This window comes from Bradyrhizobium sp. BR2003 (genome assembly GCF_009720285.1).
In the GTDB taxonomy this organism is placed as follows: domain Bacteria; phylum Pseudomonadota; class Alphaproteobacteria; order Rhizobiales; family Xanthobacteraceae; genus Bradyrhizobium; species Bradyrhizobium elkanii.
This window is the reverse complement of sequence record NZ_SMYJ01000007.1, coordinates 86,597-104,816: the sequence shown is the minus strand read 5'-3', so window position 1 is coordinate 104,816 and position 18,220 is coordinate 86,597. Positions and strand designations below refer to the sequence as shown.

General features: G+C 63.1%; 16 protein-coding genes and 1 pseudogene. 8 read left to right on the top strand and 9 right to left on the bottom strand.

Going from position 1 to position 18,220, the window contains the following annotated elements; all coding sequences use genetic code 11:
* Positions 1–179: 179 nt before the first annotated feature.
* A complete protein-coding gene (locus E2I15_RS02220; protein WP_137479938.1) occupies positions 180–920 on the bottom strand; it encodes a bestrophin-like domain in 741 nt (246 codons plus the stop codon).
* A 159-nt stretch (positions 921–1,079) separates the two neighbouring features.
* On the opposite strand from E2I15_RS02220, the gene E2I15_RS02215 reads away from it, so the two are divergent.
* Positions 1,080–2,024, top strand: coding sequence for an ornithine cyclodeaminase family protein (locus tag E2I15_RS02215; protein WP_137479939.1), 945 nt, complete (start codon positions 1,080–1,082; stop codon positions 2,022–2,024).
* A 50-nt stretch (positions 2,025–2,074) separates the two neighbouring features.
* Here the strand turns inward: E2I15_RS02215 and E2I15_RS02210 are convergent, their stop codons facing one another.
* Genes E2I15_RS02210 through E2I15_RS02200 form a run of 3 tightly spaced genes read right to left on the bottom strand, consistent with a single transcriptional unit; the run spans position 2,075 to position 5,677 of the window.
* Positions 2,075–4,333 (bottom strand): xanthine dehydrogenase family protein molybdopterin-binding subunit, encoded by a 2,259-nt coding sequence (locus E2I15_RS02210; RefSeq protein WP_137479940.1) that lies wholly within the window; start codon positions 4,331–4,333, stop codon positions 2,075–2,077.
* The gene (locus E2I15_RS02205) at positions 4,330–4,812 is read right to left on the bottom strand and encodes a (2Fe-2S)-binding protein (protein ID WP_137479941.1); all 483 of its coding nucleotides are present in this window, start codon (positions 4,810–4,812) and stop codon (positions 4,330–4,332) included. Before E2I15_RS02205 ends, E2I15_RS02210 begins: the two co-directional genes overlap by 4 nt.
* A gap of 4 nt (positions 4,813–4,816) precedes the next feature.
* Entirely contained in the window at positions 4,817–5,677 is an 861-nt protein-coding gene (locus tag E2I15_RS02200) for an FAD binding domain-containing protein (protein WP_137480016.1), read from the bottom strand.
* A gap of 363 nt (positions 5,678–6,040) precedes the next feature.
* On the opposite strand from E2I15_RS02200, the gene E2I15_RS02195 reads away from it, so the two are divergent.
* Entirely contained in the window at positions 6,041–7,651 is a 1,611-nt protein-coding gene (locus E2I15_RS02195; protein WP_137479942.1) for an ABC transporter substrate-binding protein, read from the top strand.
* 310 nt (positions 7,652–7,961) lie between these two features.
* Here E2I15_RS02195 and E2I15_RS02190 read toward each other — a convergent pair whose 3' ends face one another.
* From E2I15_RS02190 to E2I15_RS39510, 3 genes are all read right to left on the bottom strand, one after another.
* Positions 7,962–9,971 (bottom strand): SPFH domain-containing protein, encoded by a 2,010-nt coding sequence (locus E2I15_RS02190; protein ID WP_137479943.1) that lies wholly within the window; start codon positions 9,969–9,971, stop codon positions 7,962–7,964.
* A 260-nt stretch (positions 9,972–10,231) separates the two neighbouring features.
* Positions 10,232–10,387, bottom strand: coding sequence for a hypothetical protein (locus tag E2I15_RS38595; protein ID WP_170991602.1), 156 nt, complete (start codon positions 10,385–10,387; stop codon positions 10,232–10,234).
* Between the two features lie 427 nt (positions 10,388–10,814).
* Positions 10,815–10,946 carry a hypothetical protein gene (locus tag E2I15_RS39510; RefSeq protein WP_276486711.1) on the bottom strand — a complete coding sequence of 44 codons (132 nt, stop codon included), beginning with the start codon at positions 10,944–10,946 and terminating at the stop codon, positions 10,815–10,817.
* A 234-nt stretch (positions 10,947–11,180) separates the two neighbouring features.
* Here E2I15_RS39510 and E2I15_RS02185 point away from each other — a divergent pair, with 234 nt between their 5' ends.
* Positions 11,181–11,606 (top strand): YtxH domain-containing protein, encoded by a 426-nt coding sequence (locus E2I15_RS02185; protein ID WP_137479944.1) that lies wholly within the window; start codon positions 11,181–11,183, stop codon positions 11,604–11,606.
* Between the two features lie 196 nt (positions 11,607–11,802).
* On the opposite strand, the gene E2I15_RS39795 is transcribed toward E2I15_RS02185, so the two are convergent.
* Both E2I15_RS39795 and E2I15_RS02175 read right to left on the bottom strand, forming a co-directional pair.
* The gene (locus E2I15_RS39795) at positions 11,803–11,988 is read right to left on the bottom strand and encodes an ABC transporter substrate binding protein (RefSeq protein ID WP_170991603.1); all 186 of its coding nucleotides are present in this window, start codon (positions 11,986–11,988) and stop codon (positions 11,803–11,805) included.
* 140 nt (positions 11,989–12,128) lie between these two features.
* Complete coding sequence (locus E2I15_RS02175; RefSeq protein WP_137479945.1) at positions 12,129–12,686, bottom strand: ABC transporter substrate-binding protein; 558 nt, start codon at positions 12,684–12,686, stop codon at positions 12,129–12,131.
* Between the two features lie 876 nt (positions 12,687–13,562).
* Between E2I15_RS02175 and E2I15_RS39095 the strand changes: the two genes are divergently transcribed.
* The 5 genes and pseudogenes from E2I15_RS39095 to E2I15_RS02150 all read left to right on the top strand — a co-directional run bounded on the left by E2I15_RS39095 (position 13,563) and on the right by E2I15_RS02150 (position 18,070).
* Positions 13,563–14,861, top strand: coding sequence for a peptidase M15 (locus E2I15_RS39095; RefSeq protein ID WP_246668176.1), 1,299 nt, complete (start codon positions 13,563–13,565; stop codon positions 14,859–14,861).
* A gap of 39 nt (positions 14,862–14,900) precedes the next feature.
* Positions 14,901–16,094 (top strand): aspartate kinase, encoded by a 1,194-nt coding sequence (locus tag E2I15_RS02165; protein WP_137479946.1) that lies wholly within the window; start codon positions 14,901–14,903, stop codon positions 16,092–16,094.
* A 39-nt stretch (positions 16,095–16,133) separates the two neighbouring features.
* Positions 16,134–16,289, top strand: a pseudogene (locus tag E2I15_RS02160) (ABC transporter substrate-binding protein); the annotation flags it as partial.
* Positions 16,290–16,526: 237 nt separating this feature from the next.
* Positions 16,527–17,180: a BON domain-containing protein gene (locus tag E2I15_RS02155; protein WP_137479947.1), complete on the top strand. Its 654-nt coding sequence runs from the start codon at positions 16,527–16,529 to the stop codon at positions 17,178–17,180.
* A gap of 404 nt (positions 17,181–17,584) precedes the next feature.
* Positions 17,585–18,070: an Hsp20/alpha crystallin family protein gene (locus E2I15_RS02150; RefSeq protein WP_137479948.1), complete on the top strand. Its 486-nt coding sequence runs from the start codon at positions 17,585–17,587 to the stop codon at positions 18,068–18,070.
* Positions 18,071–18,220 lie beyond the last annotated feature (150 nt).

The following is an 18,220-nucleotide window of genomic DNA, read 5'->3' as shown; positions in this document are numbered from 1 at the left end:
TGCATGCGTAAGGACGCCGGAGGGCGCGCGCTATTCCGGTGATCGCGCGTGAAGAATTTTCGGGACGGCGATCAATGCGAGGGGAATAAAGCCGCAGACGCGTACCGATACCGGCAGCCAGCGCTTCTTGTTTGACGCGTTTTCTTCACGCGAACCGGCGCCCGCTTCGCTCGAAAACGCTACCGTTTGATCTCCTCGACCGCGCGGACCAGCGGGCGGTCGGAGAGCTGGATCGGGCCGGAGAACGGCGTGCTCATTTCGAGGATCAGGTAGATCGCGGCCGAGATCAGCGCCGCTGCGGCGACCGTGGTCGAGATCACCACTGCGTTGCGCGGCGCGCGAAAGCCGAGGGTTGCGAACATCAGCGTCAGCCACCCGACCAGGATGCAGATCAGCGGCGACGGAAACGAGCCGTCGGACTGCTCGACAAAGGTCCAGCGCTGCTGCACCGCCTGCCGATAGACCGAGCGCGCGTCGTTCCACAGCGCGACCTTCTGCTCGTCGTCGAACCGCAGCTCGCGCAGGCTGGTGCCGACCTCGTCGAGCAGGCGCTCGGACACCGCGCTTGCCCTGGAGATCGGAACATCCTTGAGCACCTGCTCGACATAGGCGAGCAGCCGCTTGCGCGGCTCGTCGGCGCTCGGGCCGAGCGGTCGCAGGCTGCGGTCGAGCAGGATGAGGTCGGTGGCGAAGACATGCAGATTGCGGTCGACCGCCACATAGGTGTTGGCGGCACTGTTCATCATCAGGCCGAGCAGCAGCGACGGCATGGTGACGAACAGCGTCGCAACCAAGCGTACCGAGGTGTTGGTCTCGTCGCTGCGGTGATGATCGGCGAGCCGGGCATGGATCGCCATGGTCGCAAGCGCGGCGCCGCCGAGCAGGATGAAGATCAGGACGGCGACGATGAATGCAACCACGGCTTGCGAGAACCTGCGAGAGAATCAGGTCCGCAGGATAGCAAGGGACGCCCGGCGGTGCATGTCCGGTTGACTAGCCGTCCCCACGCGCTATCCAGTCCGGACAGGTTTCGGGGACGTCCGGCGAGAGCGCGAGGGGCGCTCCAGGGGAGATAGCACGTGCATATCGTCGACGACAGCGAGGTCAACCGCGTCCTGAGCTTTCCGGTCCTGATCGAGGCGATCGAGGCCGCGCACCGGCGGCCGAAGATCGCGGTGCACGACGGCTATCTCGGCGACGACAAGGGCCAGCAGCTGGTGACGCGCAGCGCGGTCGACGCCGGCCGCTTCATGATGACCAAGCTCTACACCAGCTTTCCCGGCAACCTCGCCCACGGCAAGCTGCCGGCGGTGCAGGCGGTCTGCGTGCTGTTCGACGGCAATGACGGGCGGCCGCTCGCGGTGATGGACGCCGCCGAGATCACCCATTGGAAGACCGCCGCGGATTCCGCCCTCGGCGCAAAGCACCTGGCGCGGCCGGATGCCGAGACGCTGCTGGTGGTCGGCGCCGGCGAGATGGCGCGCTGGCTGGTGCGCGGCCACCGCACCGTGCGGCCGCAGCTGAAGCGGGTGCGGGTCTGGAACCGGACGGTGGAGCGCGCGCGGGAGCTCGCGACGCTGCTGGAAGGCGACGGCATCGCGGCCGAGGCCGTCACCGATCTCGACGCCGCGACACGCGAGGCCGACATCATCACCACCTGCACCCGCTCGCGCGAGCCGCTGGTCAAGGGCGCCAACTTAAGGCCCGGCACCCATCTCGATCTGGTCGGCGGCTTCACCCCGGAGACCCGCGAGTCCGACGACGAGGCGGCGCGCCGTTCGCGCATCTTCGTCGACCGCCGCGAATCCGCCTTCGACGGCGTCGGCGACATTTTGCAGCCGATCAAGAGCGGTGCGATCACCGAGAGCGACGTGCTGGGCGATCACTACGACCTCGCGAGCGGCACCGTCGCCGGCCGGCTGTCGGATAGCGACATCACCTTCTTCAAGAACGCCGGCGGGGGGCATCTGGATCTGATGACCTGCGAGACGGTGTTTGCGCAATTGGGGAAGGAGTTAAGGTGAGCGGCGAGAACGTAGGCGGGTTAGCGCAAGCCTAACCCGCCCACTACTCCCTACTCTGCCGCCTGCTGCGTCGGTGCGTCCAGCACCTCCGACACCTTCGGTGGCGACATCGGCAGGCTGTAGAAGCGTTTGCCGAGCGCGTTGTGGACGGCGTTGGCGACGGCGGCCATGACCGGCACCAGCGGCACCTCGCCGACGCCCTTGACGCCCTGCGGATGCTTCGGGTTCGGCACCTCGACCAGCGCGCAGTCGAGCATCGGCAGATCGGAACAGACCGGCATGCGATAATCGAGGAAGCCGGGATTATCGACCTTGCCGTCCTTGTCGTAGATGTACTCCTCGTTCAGCGCCCAGCCGATGCCCTGCGCGACGCCGCCTTGCAGCTGGCCTTCGACATAGCTCGGATGGATGGCGCGGCCGACATCCTGCACCGCGGTGTAGCGGATGACGCGGACGATGCCGAGATCGACATCGACCTCGACGTCGCAGATATGGGTGCCGAAGCCGCCCTCGGCACCTTGCGTGTTGAGCTGCACGCTGGCGCCGATCGGGCCGCCCTGCGACGGCGCCTTCTCGGCGAGGTCGGCGAGCGTCAGCGGCTCGAACTGGCCGGCATTCGGGCTCACCGGATGCGCGGCGCCGTTCTCCCATTTCACCGCCTCAGGGTCGATCTCCCAGATCTTCGCCGCGCGCTCGCGCAAGGTTGCGATTACCTTGTCGGCCGCCTGCGTCACCACCATCGAGGAAGCGAACAGCACGCGGCTGCCGCCGGTGAGGTTGGAGAAGCCGACCGTCTGGGTGTCGCCGATGATGACGGAGACGCGCTTGTAATCGATGCCGAGCAGCTCGGCGCAGATATTGGCGATGCCGGCGCGCGAGCCGCCGATATCGGGATGCCCTGTCGTGACGACGACGTTGCCGTCCTCGGTGATGTTGACCTGCGCGGAGGATTCACCGCCGGCGTTGAACCAGAAGCCGGAAGCGACGCCCCTGCCCTGCAGCTTGCCGAGCGGCGCGGCATAATGCGGATGGTTCTTGGCGGCTTCCAGCGTCTCGATATAGCCGATGCGCGGGAATACCGGGCCGTGGGCGGCCTTGGTGCCTTCCTTGGCCGCGTTCTTCAGCCGCAGCGCTAAGGGATCCATCTTGAGCGCCTCGGCGAGCTCGTCGAGCACGCATTCCACCGCATAGGCGCCGATCGGCGCGCCGGGCGCGCGATAGGCCGCGACCTTGGAGCGGTTGGAGCAGACGTCGAACCCCTCCGACAGCACATGCGGAATGTCGTAGGGCGCGAAACTGCACCCGACCGCGCCGCGGATCGGCGAGCCCGGGAAGGCGCCGGCCTGCAGATAGAAGCTGCCATGGGCGGCGACGATGGTGCCGTCCTTCTTCGCGCCGATCTTCACCGTGCTCTTCGAGCCCGAGGTCGGCCCGGTGGCGCGCATCACCTCCTCGCGGGTCATCACCATCTTGACCGGGCGGCCGGATTTTTTGGCGAGCAGGGTCGCGAGCGGCTCGAGATAGACGATGGTCTTGCCGCCGAAGCCGCCGCCGATCTCGGCGGGGATGGCGCGGATGTCGCTCTGCGGGATGCCGGTCAGCATCGAGGTCATCGCGCGCACCATGAACTGGCCCTGGCTCGACGACCAGATCGTGGTCTTGCCGTCGGCGGCAACCGAGATCAGGCAAGCATGCGGCTCGATATAGCCCTGGTGCACCGGGCGCGTGGCGAAGGAGCGCTCGATGACGACTTCGGCATCCTTGAAGCCCTGCGCGATGTCGCCTTTCCTGGATTCGAGGCGGCCCATGATGTTCGAGGGCTTGCCGTCGAACTTGTTGAACTCGTGCAGGATCGGCGCATCAGGCTTCAGCGCGTCGTCGATCTCGATCGCCCAGGGCAGCACCTCGTAGTCGACCTCGATCAGCTTGCAGGCCTCGGCCGCGATCGCCTCCGTGGTCGCGGCGACGGCGGCGACGGGATGGCCGGGGAACAGCGCCTTGTCGCGCGCCATCACGTTGCGGCACATCCAGCGCATGTCCTGGATGCCGAGCATCACGGCACCCTTCTCGATCGTGAAGTCGACGATGTCGCGCGAGGTGACCACCGCCTTGACGCCGGGCAGCGCCTCGGCCTTGGCGGTGTTGATCGACTTGATGCGGGCGTGCGGATGCGGGCTGCGCAGCACCTTGCCCCAGATCATGCCGGGCATGGTGGTGTCGGCGGCAAACGCCGCGCGGCCGGTCACCTTGTCGACGCCATCGGGCCGGATGGTGCGCTGGCCGATCCATTTATTGTTGACGACGTTCATGGGCGCATCTCCCGCATTTCGGCAGCGGTCTCCATCACCGCGCGGACGATCTTGTCGTAACCGGTGCACCGGCAGAGATTGCCGGCCAGCCAGAAGCGGACTTCCTCTTCGGTCGGATTGGCATTTTTGGCGAGCAGCGCCTCGGAGGCGACCAGCATGCCCGAGGTGCAGATGCCGCACTGGAGCGCGGCGTGCTCGAGGAACTTCTGCTGCAGCGTATGCAGCTTCTCGCCCCTGGCCATGCCCTCGATGGTCCTGATCTCGTGGCCCTCGGCTTCGGCCGCGAGCATCAGGCAGGAGCAGACCAGGCGGCCGTCGAGCGTGATCGAGCAGGCGCCGCAATCGCCCGACGCGCAGCCTTCCTTGGAGCCGGTGAGCCCCAATTGCCCGCGCAACGCGTCAAGCATGGTCTCGTACGGCTCGCACAGGAATTCGACCGGCTCGCCGTTGACTGAGGTGGTGACGTGCAGTTTCGCCATGGTGCTAGTGTCCTCCCGCGCGCTGGGCGGCGATCGCGGCGGTGCGCTTGAGCAGCACGCCGGCGGTTTTGGTCCGGTAGGCGATGGTGCCGCGCTTGTCGTCGATCGGACGACAGGCGGCGCGACACGCGGCAGCGGCGGCTTCGAGCGCGGCATCGTCGAGCTTCGAGCCGATCAGCGCCTGGGCGGCAGGCTCAACCAGCAGCGCAGTCGGTGCCACCGCACCGAGGCCGACACGGGCCGCGGTACAGACGCCGTCCTTCAAGGTCAGGCTGACGCCGATGCCGACCACCGCGATGTCCATCTCGGTGCGCGGGATCATCCGCAGGTACGCATCGCCCGAGCCTTTCGGCCGCGGCGGCAATGTGAAGCTGACCAGGATCTCGCCCGGCTTGAGGTTGGTGCGGCCAGGTCCGGCCGGCACATCCTCAACCTTCATGTCCCGCCGGCCGCTCGGACCCTGCACGGTGACGACGGCGCCCGCCGCGATCATCGCCGGCACGCTGTCGCCGGCCGGCGAGCCGTTGCAGAGATTGCCGCCGGCGGAGGCGCGGCCCTGCACCTGCTTGGAGCCGATCAGGTTCACGGCCTCGAGCACGCCGGGCCACACTTTGCCGAAGCGCGCATGTTCGGCGAGCTCCATGCCGGAGACGGCGGCGCCCACGCGGAAACCGCCATCGGCGGTTTCGCTGATTTCGGTCATCTCGCCGATCTTCTTGATGTCGACGATCAGTCCCGGCCGCACCAGGCCGGAGCGCATTTGCACCAATAAGTCGGTGCCCCCTGCCATAATGCGGGCGACACTCCCGGCGGCAGCAAATGCGCCAATCGCTTCGTCAAGCGTGCGCGGTGCTACGTATCGGATATCGGTCATGACGGTTCTTTCGGTCTCCCTCGACTGCTTGTTCGCGCTGCTTGTTCCCTTGGGGATATGGCCTTATTGCTGGCCGGCAGGACCACAAGCCTACACGGCCGAGCAGCGTCCGAACAGCCTGCGAGGTGCGGTCAAAAGCGCAGGCTCCTATGCAGGATGCGCCCTTGCGCCGTGCCGGAGGTGGCGCGCGACGGCCGCAGTCATCGCATGTTCACGTCACCGATCCAGCCGAGCCCGCCGCCGAAATTCCGAGATTGGCGGCACGCCGCTTGCTTGCTTTGCGTAACGGATTGGTGAAGCATGCCGGCCGCTGTGGCATCCGTGCCGGCGCAACGACAGATCGGGAGACGGCGAATGGTCGAATTCTCGCGCAGAAAGCTCCTCAAGCTTGCGGCCGGCGTGCCGCCGGCGATCGCGGCGCCGGCCATCCTGTCATCGCGCGCCTTTGCCGCCGGCAAGGGCAAGACCATCACCGCCGTGATGCATTCGGACCTGCGCATCATCGATCCCGGTTTCACCACCGCCTACATCACCCGCGACCATGGCTACATGGTCTACGACACGCTGCTCGGCATCGATTCAAGCTTCAAGGTCCGCCCGCAAATGGCGGACTGGGCGATCTCCGACGACAGGCTCACCTACACCTTCACGCTGCGCGACGGCCTGAAATGGCACGACGGCGCGCCCGTGACCGCGGAGGACTGCATCGCCTCGCTGAAGCGGTGGACCGCCGTCGACGGCATGGCGCAGAAGCTGGCCGAATTCACCGCTTCCCTCGAGGCGAGCGGGCCGAAGACGATCGTGCTCAAGCTCAAGGAGCCGTACGGCCTCGTGCTGGAGTCGCTGGCAAAGCCCTCCTCCTACGTCGCCTTCATGATGCCAAAGCGGCTCGCGGAGACGCCGCCGGGCAAACAGATCGCCGAGCAGATCGGTTGCGGGCCGTTCAAGTTCGTGAGCGCGGAATTCCAGCCGGGCGTCAAAGCCGTCTATGAGCGCAACGCCGACTACGTGCCGCGCAAGGAGAAGCCGGATTGGCTGTCGGGCGGCAAGGTCGCGAAGGTCGATCGCGTCGAATGGGTCACGATGCCCGACGCGCAGACCGCGATCAACGCGCTGCAATCCGGCGAGATCGACTTTTTGGAACAACCGTCGGTCGACCTGCTGCCGGTGCTCGAGGCGAACTCCGATCTCACCGTGGCGGTGCTGAACAAGTTCGGCTTCCAGATCGAGGGCCGGATGAATTTCCTGCACCCGCCATTCGACAACGCCGCGATCCGCCGCGCCGCATTCCTGGCGATGAACCAGAAGGACGTGCTCGACGCCACCGTCGGCAATGCGAAATATTACGAGATCTGCGGCTCCTATTTCGCCTGCGGCACGCCGCTCGCCAGCGACGCCGGCGCGGAGACGCTGATCAAGGGCAACGGCATGGCCGAGGCCAAGAAGGCGCTCGCTGCCTCTGGCTATGACGGCACGCCCGTCGTGATCATGATCCCCGGCGACGTGCAGACGCTGAAGGGGCCGCCGACGGTCGCCGCGCAGCTGTTGCGCGCGGCCGGCTTCAACGTCGACGCGCAGGTGACGGACTGGCAGACCGTGGTGAGCCGCCGCGCCAGCCAGAAGCCGCCCAAGGAAGGCGGCTGGAACCTGTTCTTCACCTTCACCGGCGCGACCGAGGTGATGAACCCGATCGTCAACAACCAGATCGCCGCGAACGGCAAGCGGGCGTGGTTCGGCTGGCCCGAAGACGCCAAACTCGAGCAGATGCGCGACGCCTATGCGCGCGCCACCTCGCCCGAGGAGCAGAAGAAGGTCGCGGTCGAGATTCAAAAGCAAGCCTACGAACAGGTGATCTATATCCCGCTCGGCCAGTTCCGCTTGCCGAGCGCCTGGCGCAAATCGCTCACCGGCGTGCTGGAAGGCCCGGCGCCGCCGGTGTTCTGGAACGTCGACAAGACCGAATAGTGACCGGCGGCGCGAGCGACGCGCGCCGCCGGTCGACGTTGGGCCAGCTGGGGCACGTCGGAAGGTTGATCGTTTCAGCCGCCGAGGCGCTTCACCGCTCTCGTCTGCGGGCGCTGCAAAATATCGAAAACAACCCCATGCAAAGGAGCCGACGGCCGCCGGCGTTCGACCGGGCAACTTGACACGTCGGGCAAATCAGGAATACATTTCCAATATTCCGAAATTCGCTTTCCCCTCCGGCCGGCAATCCGGAGAGGGAGCGCAGTTGCTTTCGGCTGCTATTCGACCTCGTCGCACTACTATCGCCGCGTCACTGGCCGTTGGCCTTGCGCGTGGCCTTCGGTGCCTCGTCCTTCAGCTTCTCCAATGCGCCGGGCATCATTTGCCCGAACATCGAACTCAGCATCGCGGTCGGGATCAGGCCGGCGCTGTTGCTCTCCGCGCCCTGCCCGCCCGACATCAGGAATTGCGGCACCAGCGGCTGGTTGATCCGGGTCAGCGCTTCGGCGAACTTCGCGAAGTTCTGCTCGGCCAACCGATACTCCGGCCCGCCATAGGCGTCGACCGACAGTTTGGTCGCCTGGGCGTTGGCGGCGCCGACCGCGAGCACCCGATCGGCCTCGCCCTGGCCCTCGAGCCTGGATTGCTCGCCGACCGCGGCCGCCGTCACCTTGCGGGTCTCGGCATCCTTCTGCGCGCGGGCGAGCGCCGCGGCGCCCTCGTTCTCGTTGACCTTGACCTGGATCAGCGATTGCGTCAGCGCCGTTTGCGCCGCGGCCGTCGCCTTGGCCTCGTTGAGCGCCCGCTCCTGCACCGCGGCCTTCTCCTGCTCCTGATAGGTCTCGATCTGCTCGCGCGCGATCTGGCGCGAACGGAGCTGGATCAGGATGTTCTCGATCGTGTGGTCGCCGGTCGCCGCGCGCGGCGTGCCGATCAATACCTCCTGGAGGTCGAGCGAATAGCTCTCGAACTTGGCCTTCATGTCGAGGGCCGCTTCCGCCTGGATCGCGGCGCGGTTCTGCAGCAGCTCGATCAGCGTCATCTTCTGCGCGATGTTCTTGAAGAACGCGCTGACCATCGGGTCGAGTGTCTGCTCGACCAGTTTCTTCACGTCGCCGAAGCGCTGGATGATCATCGGCGCCTTCTTGTAGTCGATATGCATCACGACCGAGAGCGGCAGCGTCGGCTCGAAGGCGTCCTTGGTGATCAGCGAGATCTCCGACAGGTTCTCGTCGAGCTTCATCGCGCCGACCTCGCCGCGCATCCATTTCAGGATGAAGTTGACGGTCGGGATGATCTCGATCTTGCCGGCATAGGTGTTGAAGGCGTATTTGCCCGGCAACAGCGGATCCTTCCAGACGCCGCGGCTGCCGTTGAGCACGAGCTCGCCATGACGGTACTGCTCACCCGAGACGTCGTCGGTGCGCGGGCCGGTGTAGAAGATGACGACGCCGACATTGCCGACCGGGATCACCGTCTTCGGCACCGCCTCGACGGTCGCGAACAGGCGGTTGATGTACCAGGTGCCCTCGACGATGACCTGGAGCTGGCGGCCGCGATAGCCGCCGGCGCTCAGGAATTTCTCGGGCTCCTGGAAGTTGTTGTGGAAGGTCGCGGCGTCGCGCAGCTCGGTACCGACCTCGGGCGCGATGATCTCGCCCGGAGGCAACGACGGGCCGTCGTGCACGGTAACGATGCCGACCAGATCGTGATCGGCCGCCAGCACCACCGGCGCAAAGCCCCAACGCTCGGTGATCGTGAGCTGCATGCTCTCGAGCACGCCGCGCTCGCGCTCGCTCAGCGCGTGGCCGTAGACGCGCTCGTCGGTGATGACGGCGAACTGCGTCGTGTTGATCGCATAGGTACCCTCGCGCAGGATCTTGCGCTGCGGACCCTTCTGGCCGCCGCCAAGCAGGAAGCGGCGCGCGTCCTGGAAGTCCGACTTGTCTTCGGTGTCGTTGGCGCCAAGCACCTGCGAAGGCTCCAGCGCCGCGCCGTCGCGCGCGAACACATAGGCGATCTTGCCCTGGCCGACGGTCACGAGGTCAGAGCGGTGGATCCGGTACATGAAGGGAAACATCACGTGCAGGCCGCCGCGCAGCACCTCCGGCTCGTAGCCGGCTTCGCCGTTCAGCGCGATGAAGCCGTCATCGATCGAGCCCTTTATCGCCCACAGCTTCTCGACGATGCCGACCTGATTGTTCGGAATGTAGCGAAATACGTTCGATATGCGCAGCACGATCACAAGCGCGATCGCTGCAGCGATCCAAATGGCAGGCTGGGTTGAACCTGAACCATTAAGAAGACCGAGGAAGTCCATAGTCTGTCTCCACAATTCGCAACTGGGCGGTTTGGGAACCAAACCTCACCCAAGAATTGCGGTGCGGAGATGTGGTGCGCGGCCTGGGGCGCAAGGCGTGAACATTATTCGTACTGCCGATCTTTTTTTGATGACCGTCTGAACCGCCAGGCGAGTCGCGCGACATTGATCGGCGCGAATAATTGCTGCGATTGCGCATCATTCGCGGCCAACATGCGAGATCGCTCTAGCGCGAGCCATGTTGGGCGCGATCGCAAGGATCAGTCGCGTTCGAAAACCTTGGCACCAGGGTAGACCCGTCGGGCGTACGCGACGACCCGCGCTCGCTCCTGCGTCTCCAGGAACGGAGTTTGGATCTTGCACGATCCGACGATGAGGTGCCACAGGCCATTGAGCTTCTGAATGTTGATGATCATTTTGGCTGCTCCTCGAAGAACCCGCGTCCAGTTGCGCTTGGTCCACTTGGTCTGGCGTTTGCTTTCTGCCCGGTTCTTGCCGGGAGTGCTATTCCGGTCGACTACGTTCGGGGAAAGTACGTAAGGTGGACGCACCTGCACTAGCTCATGCGTGGCGACAACTCGATGCAATTGACAGGAAGCAAAAACCCGGCGGCCTCTAACAGGCCGCCGGGTGCGCTCAAGTAATGTCTTGGGGATGAAACGTGTCTGTCTTCTGCCCGGTTTTGGCCGGGCGCGCTATCCGGGCGACTACGTCCGGGGAAAGTACGTGGGTTGACGAAGCCGTGGCACAGCAACCGATCGTCTGGATCACGTCGCGAGGACGAAGCCGACACGGGTTTGCGAGCACGCGCCCCCCATCTCGGGTGCCACCAACGGCCGCCGATCACGACACCCGCGGATGCTCGCCGACCGCGCCGACATAGTCGAACTGCCCTTCCCTGACCGACAACGGCATGAACGCCAAGCGAGTCGCGACATCGATCGGCGCGAACAACTTGCCACGATTGCGCATCATTCGCGGCACCCCGACCTGCCACGAGAGCCTGGACTCACCGAGGTCCGCTCCTGACGGCGACGCAGTAATTGCTGTGCTCGATGGTCGGCGACTGCTTTTGACTCAATCGAGGCATCGTTCCGCGCGGCCCTCTTTGCTCGTTCCCAGGAAAAGTTGACCCAGATCAACATGGCTCGCACGAGAGCGCGTTACCTGCGAGCCGGTTCGGGAGGCGCTTACCTGAAGGAGGAGCAAATGAAGCCACTTTCTGAACAACTCGCCGAATTGTCGGTGCGCGCAAAAAATGCCGAAACTGCCTTTGCAGCCGCACAAAAGGAAGCGCGTGACAAGATCGAAGCGCGGAAGGCAGAGGCGCTTTCGGCTGCAAAGATGGCAGTCGAAAAGGTGAGCCAGCAAATCAAGTCGGTCGGCGAGTCTGCTGACAGAGACAGGCAGGCGCTGCAAGCAAAAATCACCGCGGACGTGAACACCTTGAAGGCGTACGCGCTCAAAGCAAAGCATGATATCAAGGCCAACCTTGCCGAGGAGCGCGCAACGCTTCTGGAAGAAGACGCCGGTTTCGCGATCGATTACGCCATAGCGTCGGTTGAACAGGCACAACTCGCCGTCCTGGACGCGATCGACGCTCGCCGCGCCGCCGAGCAGGCCAGGCGCAGTTAGCATCAGGAACTCTGCAAACCGAGGCCGCCTCCGTTGGCGGCCTCTTTCATTTTGGGCCAAGCTGCGACGTCCCTATTGGCCCGAATCCGAAGGTCCACCCGTCCGTCAACAGGTCAGTTCATTTGGGCAGAGCAGACGCCGCCGTGTTGGCCCGCCACGGACGTCTTTTGACCCTGACCCGACTTCGAGAACACCATCATTGAATAACTTGGTCGGCCTTCTCGAGGATTTCGGAGGGGACGTTTATGCCAAGTCGCCGAGCGGTCTGAACGTTGACCACCAGCTCGTGCGCCAGCGCCGCTCTTATGGGTAGGTCGCCAGGATTGGCTCCTCGAAGGATGCCGTCCGCATAGTGTGTGCCATGTGTCGCGCCGCTTCGCAAAGGCTCGTGCCGTAAGCAATCAGGCCGCCGGCATCGAGCATGGATATGGGAAGGACCGTTGGCAGACGATGGGCAGCAGCGAGATCTGCTATCTGCTTTCGGCAAGCTTGGTTGATCGGCTCCTCTAGGACGACGAGCGCCTACGCGCGCTCCTGCTCCATCGCCGCAAAGGCTTTTTCGTGTTCCGGAGAAGGTGCTTCGACGCGGATCACTTGTGGTTCCAACTTCAACCGGTGAGCTGCCTCTCGGTTCGACCTCGACATGCAGTCCGATACGCCGAGGTCACTCAGGATAGCAACCCGCTCAAGACCAGGTTTCACCGCCTTGAGGAATTGCAATTGCGTTGTGGCCTGCTGTGGATCAAACGTCGTCACCCCTGTGAGGTTTCCACCAGGGCGCTCCAGGTTCGTGGCCAAGCCGTCGCCGATCGGCTCGACAACCACCGTGAACACGGTCGGAATGGTTGAAGTCGCTTGGCGAACAGCTCGCACCGTGACAGCTCCGATGACCGCGATGAGGTCGACTCCGATATTGACCATTTCGGCGGCGAATTGAGACAGCCGGTGCAGCTGCCCTTCGGCTGCTCGAAGTTCAAAGCTGATGCGTTCACCTTCAATCCAGCCAAGGTCCTGGAGGCCAGACTTGAAGCCATCCATCGGGTAGGCAGAACCGGCGACGATGATGCCAATGCGCTTCATGGTGCAGCTGACGACGATAGCACGAAGTCAGCCGCCATCGCCACGGCAGCCCTTGGCCCATCGACGAAGACCGCGGTTAGGGCTGGCACGTCCCCACTTGAGGCAAGACCGGAAATGCCCAAGACAAGGCCAAAGCGGCGCGATTGACCCGTTGCAGAAGTTAGCGGCTTCGCCGACCAGCTTTCCACGCGAGGAGTATCGTTAGAAGATATGCCGGCGCGAGAACAAAGATCGCGTCGAACAAGTAAATCGTGAAATCTCGACCGAACGACGCTCCGGCCCCGAACGAAAATTCTCGCGCGTCAGAAAACAGTATCGGCAGGTTGAGAACCGTCGAGATGAGTTGACCGACCCAACCGTCTCCACAGGTGAAACTTTGCTGTTCCTCGGTCAAGCTGCACCCGATGGCTTTCAGCATAGGATATGCGACAAGCTCCAATGGGGCTATGACAACGGCAATTCCCACGATGCATAGGCAAAGCAGGCCCACACCTCGAAAAACCTTGAGCACTATCGATTTCAACATTCACGAAGCGTACCAATATCGATAACCAGTTGCGATCCGCCTTGATCCGCTCACCGAATAGCGTCGGGCTGCTGGTAAATGAACCCTTGCGGCGGATGACCTCCTGCTCTTGGCCCATCGCGTCAGTTGGCGCAGTGCAGCGGGTAGACCTGAAGTAGCTGGCCGACTGCAAAAACGACGCTGCTGAACCCGAACGGAAATCAGAGCTCGATCGCTGGCGAAAATCACCGAACGCAGCAGCACGCGCCGCGCCGGGTTGCTCGCGGCCGCGCGTTGCGGTCGGGCAACACCTTCTGAAAAAGCGTAGCGCCAACGGCTTCCGCCCATTGCGCGTTTCCATTTTGATCCGAATGATCGATGCCGTCGCGTGCTGGGCGGTACAACAGGGCTCGGATCGAGCCTTTGGAGGCTACGGGGTGATGAACCCGCGGCGAATTGCGACTCCGGAGTTGTGCGGGACGGTCGTTCTCGCAGGTTGGCTTGTTGCCTGGCTTGCCGGCTCTGCCGGCATCGGGAACAGCGGCGCAGTGTCCGTCGAGGGCCTCGCACCATCGCTCGCCGCCAACGCTGAACCGGCTGTTGCGCAACAGGCCACTGCCGTCGGCAACGCCACCAAAGTGGATGCTGACGCGGCGGTGGCTGCAGAACCCGTCACGGGGCCCGCGTCCGACGCGGTGGCCGCCCCGCAGGCAGGCGTCTTGGGTAACGCTGTCGCCAACGCCGATGCGGCGATGGCGGTTGAACCGGCGCCGGCGGCGGCCCCTGATGCGACGGCGACCTCGAGCGAGCCGAAGTCAATCGTCGTGGCTGCGTTGCCGGATTCGTCGCAGACGCTGCCGGCCGAAACATCGCCGGTGCACGCGGCGACGGCGAGCCCGCCTCCAGCGTCTGGTGACACCGAGGAGGCCGCGAGACCCCTGGATATTTTCGAGGAGTGCCTCGTCGTCGATGTCTGCATCGACCGGTACCTGTGGGCGCTCTACCAGCGGACGCCGAAGCAAGACACGATCAGCGTACAAGAGCAGCGGAAAGTGACCGTCAAGAAGAAGCGCAAGACGGTGACTGTCACCAGGACGTTCACCAGGCGCGTCGATAACGATTTCACGTGGAAGGATCCGAAGGCGGCGGAACGAATGGGCATGCCGATGATCGACTACGTGATTGGAGGGGTGGATCGGAGCTTCAAACTCAAGATCTTTCACGCGCTTTACGCGGCCGAGCAGGCCGGGTTGGCGCCCGGCATCACCAGCGCGTTCCGCGATGACTACCGTCAATCGATCGCGAGCGGCCTGAAGGCGGCGTCCGACAAGTCATACCATGGAGGGAGCTTCCGCGGCGGCTATGGCCACGGGCTGGCCGTCGATATCGTGAGCGTCAAAGGCGCGACGCGGGCGGAGCGTTGGGTCTCCACCGAGGCCCTTTGGAAATGGATCGATGCGCGTGGACCGGATTTTGGAATCGGGCGACCGTATCTCGATCGAGATCCACCGCATGTCGCGCCGATAGACGGCAAGGAATACGCCGCTCACCGTGGCGGGACGAAAGCTCAGCACGCGGAAGCGGATCGCAAGAAGCGCGACCGGGGCGCTGTGCGGGTCGTAGCGAAACGATCAAAGACCGCAAAAGCGTCGAAGGGGAGAACGATCTGATCGGGTTCAGCTGCGCCTTCCAACACGACGCGGGCAAGAATGCCTAGCAATCCCATCATCGTGCAAAAATACGGCGGCGTCTGTCTCGAAACACCGGAAAAAATCCGCGCGGCCGCGAGCAGTGTCGCCGATTTGCATGGCCGTGGTCATCGTGTCGTGGCGATCGTTTCCGCAATGGGCAAGACCACCGATGAACTCGTCAGGATGGCCTATCAGGTCAGCCCGCATCCCAATCGCCGCGAACTCGATATGCTATTGACCACCGGCGAGCGCATCAGCATGTCCTTGATGAGCATGGCGCTGTCTGATCTCGGCGTGCCGGCGATCAGCTTTACCGGCAGTCAGGCCGGCGTCATGACCGACGGGTCCCATTCCTCCGCACGCATTCTGGACGTGCGGCCCATTCGCGTGCGCGAAGAACTCGATCGTGGACGCATCGTGGTTCTGGCGGGCTTTCAGGGCGTGAACCCGCTGACCAAGGAAATCACGACGCTTGGCCGGGGCGGCAGCGATACCACCGCGGTCGCCATGGCTGCGGCGCTCAAGGCGGAGTGCTGCGAGATTATCAAGGAGGTCGACGGAGTTTGCTCGGCTGACCCGCGCATCGTCGCGGACGCAAAACCCTTGCGTCAGCTGGATTTCGCATCCCTGTCCGAAATGTGCTTCTGGGGTGCCAAAGTCCTGCACTTTCGCAGCGTGGAACTGGCCCACAGCCAAAACGTGCCTTTGATCCTGAGAAAGTGGGGCGGCGCTCGACACAGCACGCAAGTGATGAAGGAAGTCGCAGACATGGAGAACGGAAAAGTCCTGGCCGTCAACTCGATGGCTCGCATTGAGCATGTGGAGATCGATTCGGCGGACCTCAATCAAGGCTTTGAGAAGTTCGCGCAGCATCTCCAGCAAAATGGCTTGCCTTGGCCGCAACTCCTCGCCTCGGCTTTCACCGCCGAAAAAACCCGCATCATGATGACTTGCGATTCTGAGACACTCGACGCGTTGCTGCGCACACTGGAACGGAGCAAAGACCTGCGCAAACAGCGCGACACGCTGAGTTCGGTGAGCCTCACTTGCTTCGGCGGCATTTCCTCGGACCTGCCATACAAGGCGGTTCAGATTCTGCAGCGTCACGGAATCATCGCCGACAAGTATGTTTTGTCATCGCATTCGGTAAGCTTCTTTGTTCCGGTGGAGAGCCGCGAGGCCGCGGTCATGGCTTTGCATTCGCTGATCTAGTCGAAATTTGGCAAGGGACGACGTCGCCCGTCGGCCCTTGGCACCGGCAAGGTGCAGGCCGCCTACTTCCGGATGATCAACGAGCGGGGCGGCATCGACGGCCGCCGGATCAATCTGGTCTCCTACGACGATGCCGCGACGCCGGCGAAGACGGTCGAGCAGGTCGGCAAGCTCATCGAAAATGACGAAGTCCTCGCCGACGAGAGCGCCGTTCCGATGGAATCGGAACGGCAGTAGATGCACCAAACCAATGCAGCGCAGCCGACCTGGCGAAGACAAAGTTCTGCGAAGCGGAGCACCTGAAAGATTGGTCGATCCACGCAGATCGGTTCTGCGTTTTGGATGCAGAGTTTCCCTGCTAGATATTGACGCATATCAACGTCGTGTTGGGATGCCGCATCCATAATTTATGCTGTTATATGGAGACTTGTCATGGACAATCGCCAGTTGCAGCAGATGGTTCTCGATGAACTCGATTTCGAGCCCAGCATCGATTCAGCGAATATTGGTGTTGTAGCGGACTGTGGTGTTGTGACCTTGACGGGCCATGTTCCGAGCTATGCGCAGAAGGTTGCGGCCGAGCAGGCAGCGCGCCGCGTTAAGGGCGTCCACGGCGTCGCGCAGGAAATTGAAGTGCGCTACGCGAGCGACAAAAGGACCTCCGACGATGAAATCGCGAAACGAGCGTTGAGTATCATTCGTTGGGACACGACCATCCCGGACGATGCGGTTCAGGTCACTGTCCAAAAAGGGCTAGTGACTCTCACAGGAAAGGTCGCCTGGCAATTCCAGAAGAATGCTGCCGAGAAGGCGGTCTGGAGACTGTCCGGCGTCGTGGGCGTGCTCAACGATATCGAGCTCATTCCCCGGCCGATTGCTTCGGATATCAAAAAGAAAATCGAGCAAGCACTGACTCGCCGCGCTCACATTGAAGCGGACGCTATTCGTGTGAACGTGACGGATGGGAACAACGTCAAGCTCGAAGGCAAGGTGGACTGCTGGGACGAAAGACAGGCGGTCGAGCGGGCGGCCTGGTCGGTGGATGGCGTTCAATTCGTTCAAGACCGGCTGACAATCGGCCGATGATGTAGCGACCGTGAGGCGGCGCGGTCATGTCGAGCCGCCTCACGAGCCGCCTTCCATCGATCCGCTGGAGGTTGATTCCGTGCGACGAGGCTTCACCCTTCCCGATCTGGAGCAAAAGCTCGCCTCGCTTTCGGAGGGCTCGTTGCACCAGATTGCACATCGCGATTACGAACGATTGTTCGGCACGAACGACGCAGCTGTAGCTCGTGTTCGAAATTTCGCGCGAAGTCATCGATGCGTCGCAGTTTTCGCGGACCACGCCGTCCTGTTTCGAAAAGGCTTCGAAACGTCAGTCGACCAAACAAGATCTGGCTCGCAAACTTAGGTCTGTTCACCTCGCAGGGCAGCGTTTTGCATTGAAGCTGCGGCACATTTTACATGTTTCGTACGATAGGAGATCACATATGGCAGCACCATTGCCAGTTTCGATCACGCAGCAGAAGTCTCTCGTCGCCCGTCCGAACGTGGATTTTGCAAGCTCGCTTCATCGCGAGATTGAGCGCATTTTCGATACTTTCCCGCGAGATTGGCCATCTCCGGACTTCAGAGCGTCGCCGGGTCTTACGTTGAACATGGACATCGCCGAGACCGACAAAGATATCGAAATTACGGCCGAGTTGCCGGGTCTTGAACAAAAAGATGTCCAGGTCAACGTGGCCGACGACGTTCTCACCATCAAAGGAGAGAAGAAGGCGGAAAAGGAAGAGAACGATAAGAACTACCATCGCATAGAGCGCAGCTACGGCTCGTTCTATCGGTCTCTTCAGCTTCCGTCGGGCGTGAATGCCGATGCCATCAAGGCATCGCTCAAGAACGGCGTACTCAAGGTGACAGTGACCAAACCCGCCGCGGCGCTGCCTCAGAAGATTGAAGTCAAGGCGGCTGCTTGAAGTTGTGCGTGCGCTCTACTTGTCGAACCAGGTGGAGCGCGCTTCACATTTTCCGGATCGGAGGCGTCGGAAATCCGCGATGGCACTCATTGTGACACGGTGCCCTGATACGCTTAGAACCGTCGCGACTGGCTTGCGCACGGACATGGT

Coding starts and splice junctions, on each gene's coding strand:
- E2I15_RS02210 (WP_137479940.1), bottom strand. CDS start 4,333: ATGAACGTCGTCAACAATAAATGGATCGGCCAGCGCACCATCCGGCCC.
- E2I15_RS02205 (WP_137479941.1), bottom strand. CDS start 4,812: ATGGCGAAACTGCACGTCACCACCTCAGTCAACGGCGAGCCGGTCGAA.
- E2I15_RS02195 (WP_137479942.1), top strand. CDS start 6,041: ATGGTCGAATTCTCGCGCAGAAAGCTCCTCAAGCTTGCGGCCGGCGTG.
- E2I15_RS02190 (WP_137479943.1), bottom strand. CDS start 9,971: ATGGACTTCCTCGGTCTTCTTAATGGTTCAGGTTCAACCCAGCCTGCC.
- E2I15_RS38595 (WP_170991602.1), bottom strand. CDS start 10,387: ATGATCATCAACATTCAGAAGCTCAATGGCCTGTGGCACCTCATCGTC.
- E2I15_RS39510 (WP_276486711.1), bottom strand. CDS start 10,946: ATGATGCGCAATCGTGGCAAGTTGTTCGCGCCGATCGATGTCGCGACT.
- E2I15_RS02185 (WP_137479944.1), top strand. CDS start 11,181: ATGAAGCCACTTTCTGAACAACTCGCCGAATTGTCGGTGCGCGCAAAA.
- E2I15_RS02175 (WP_137479945.1), bottom strand. CDS start 12,686: ATGAAGCGCATTGGCATCATCGTCGCCGGTTCTGCCTACCCGATGGAT.
- E2I15_RS39095 (WP_246668176.1), top strand. CDS start 13,563: ATGATCGATGCCGTCGCGTGCTGGGCGGTACAACAGGGCTCGGATCGA.
- E2I15_RS02165 (WP_137479946.1), top strand. CDS start 14,901: ATGCCTAGCAATCCCATCATCGTGCAAAAATACGGCGGCGTCTGTCTC.
- E2I15_RS02155 (WP_137479947.1), top strand. CDS start 16,527: ATGGACAATCGCCAGTTGCAGCAGATGGTTCTCGATGAACTCGATTTC.
- E2I15_RS02150 (WP_137479948.1), top strand. CDS start 17,585: ATGGCAGCACCATTGCCAGTTTCGATCACGCAGCAGAAGTCTCTCGTC.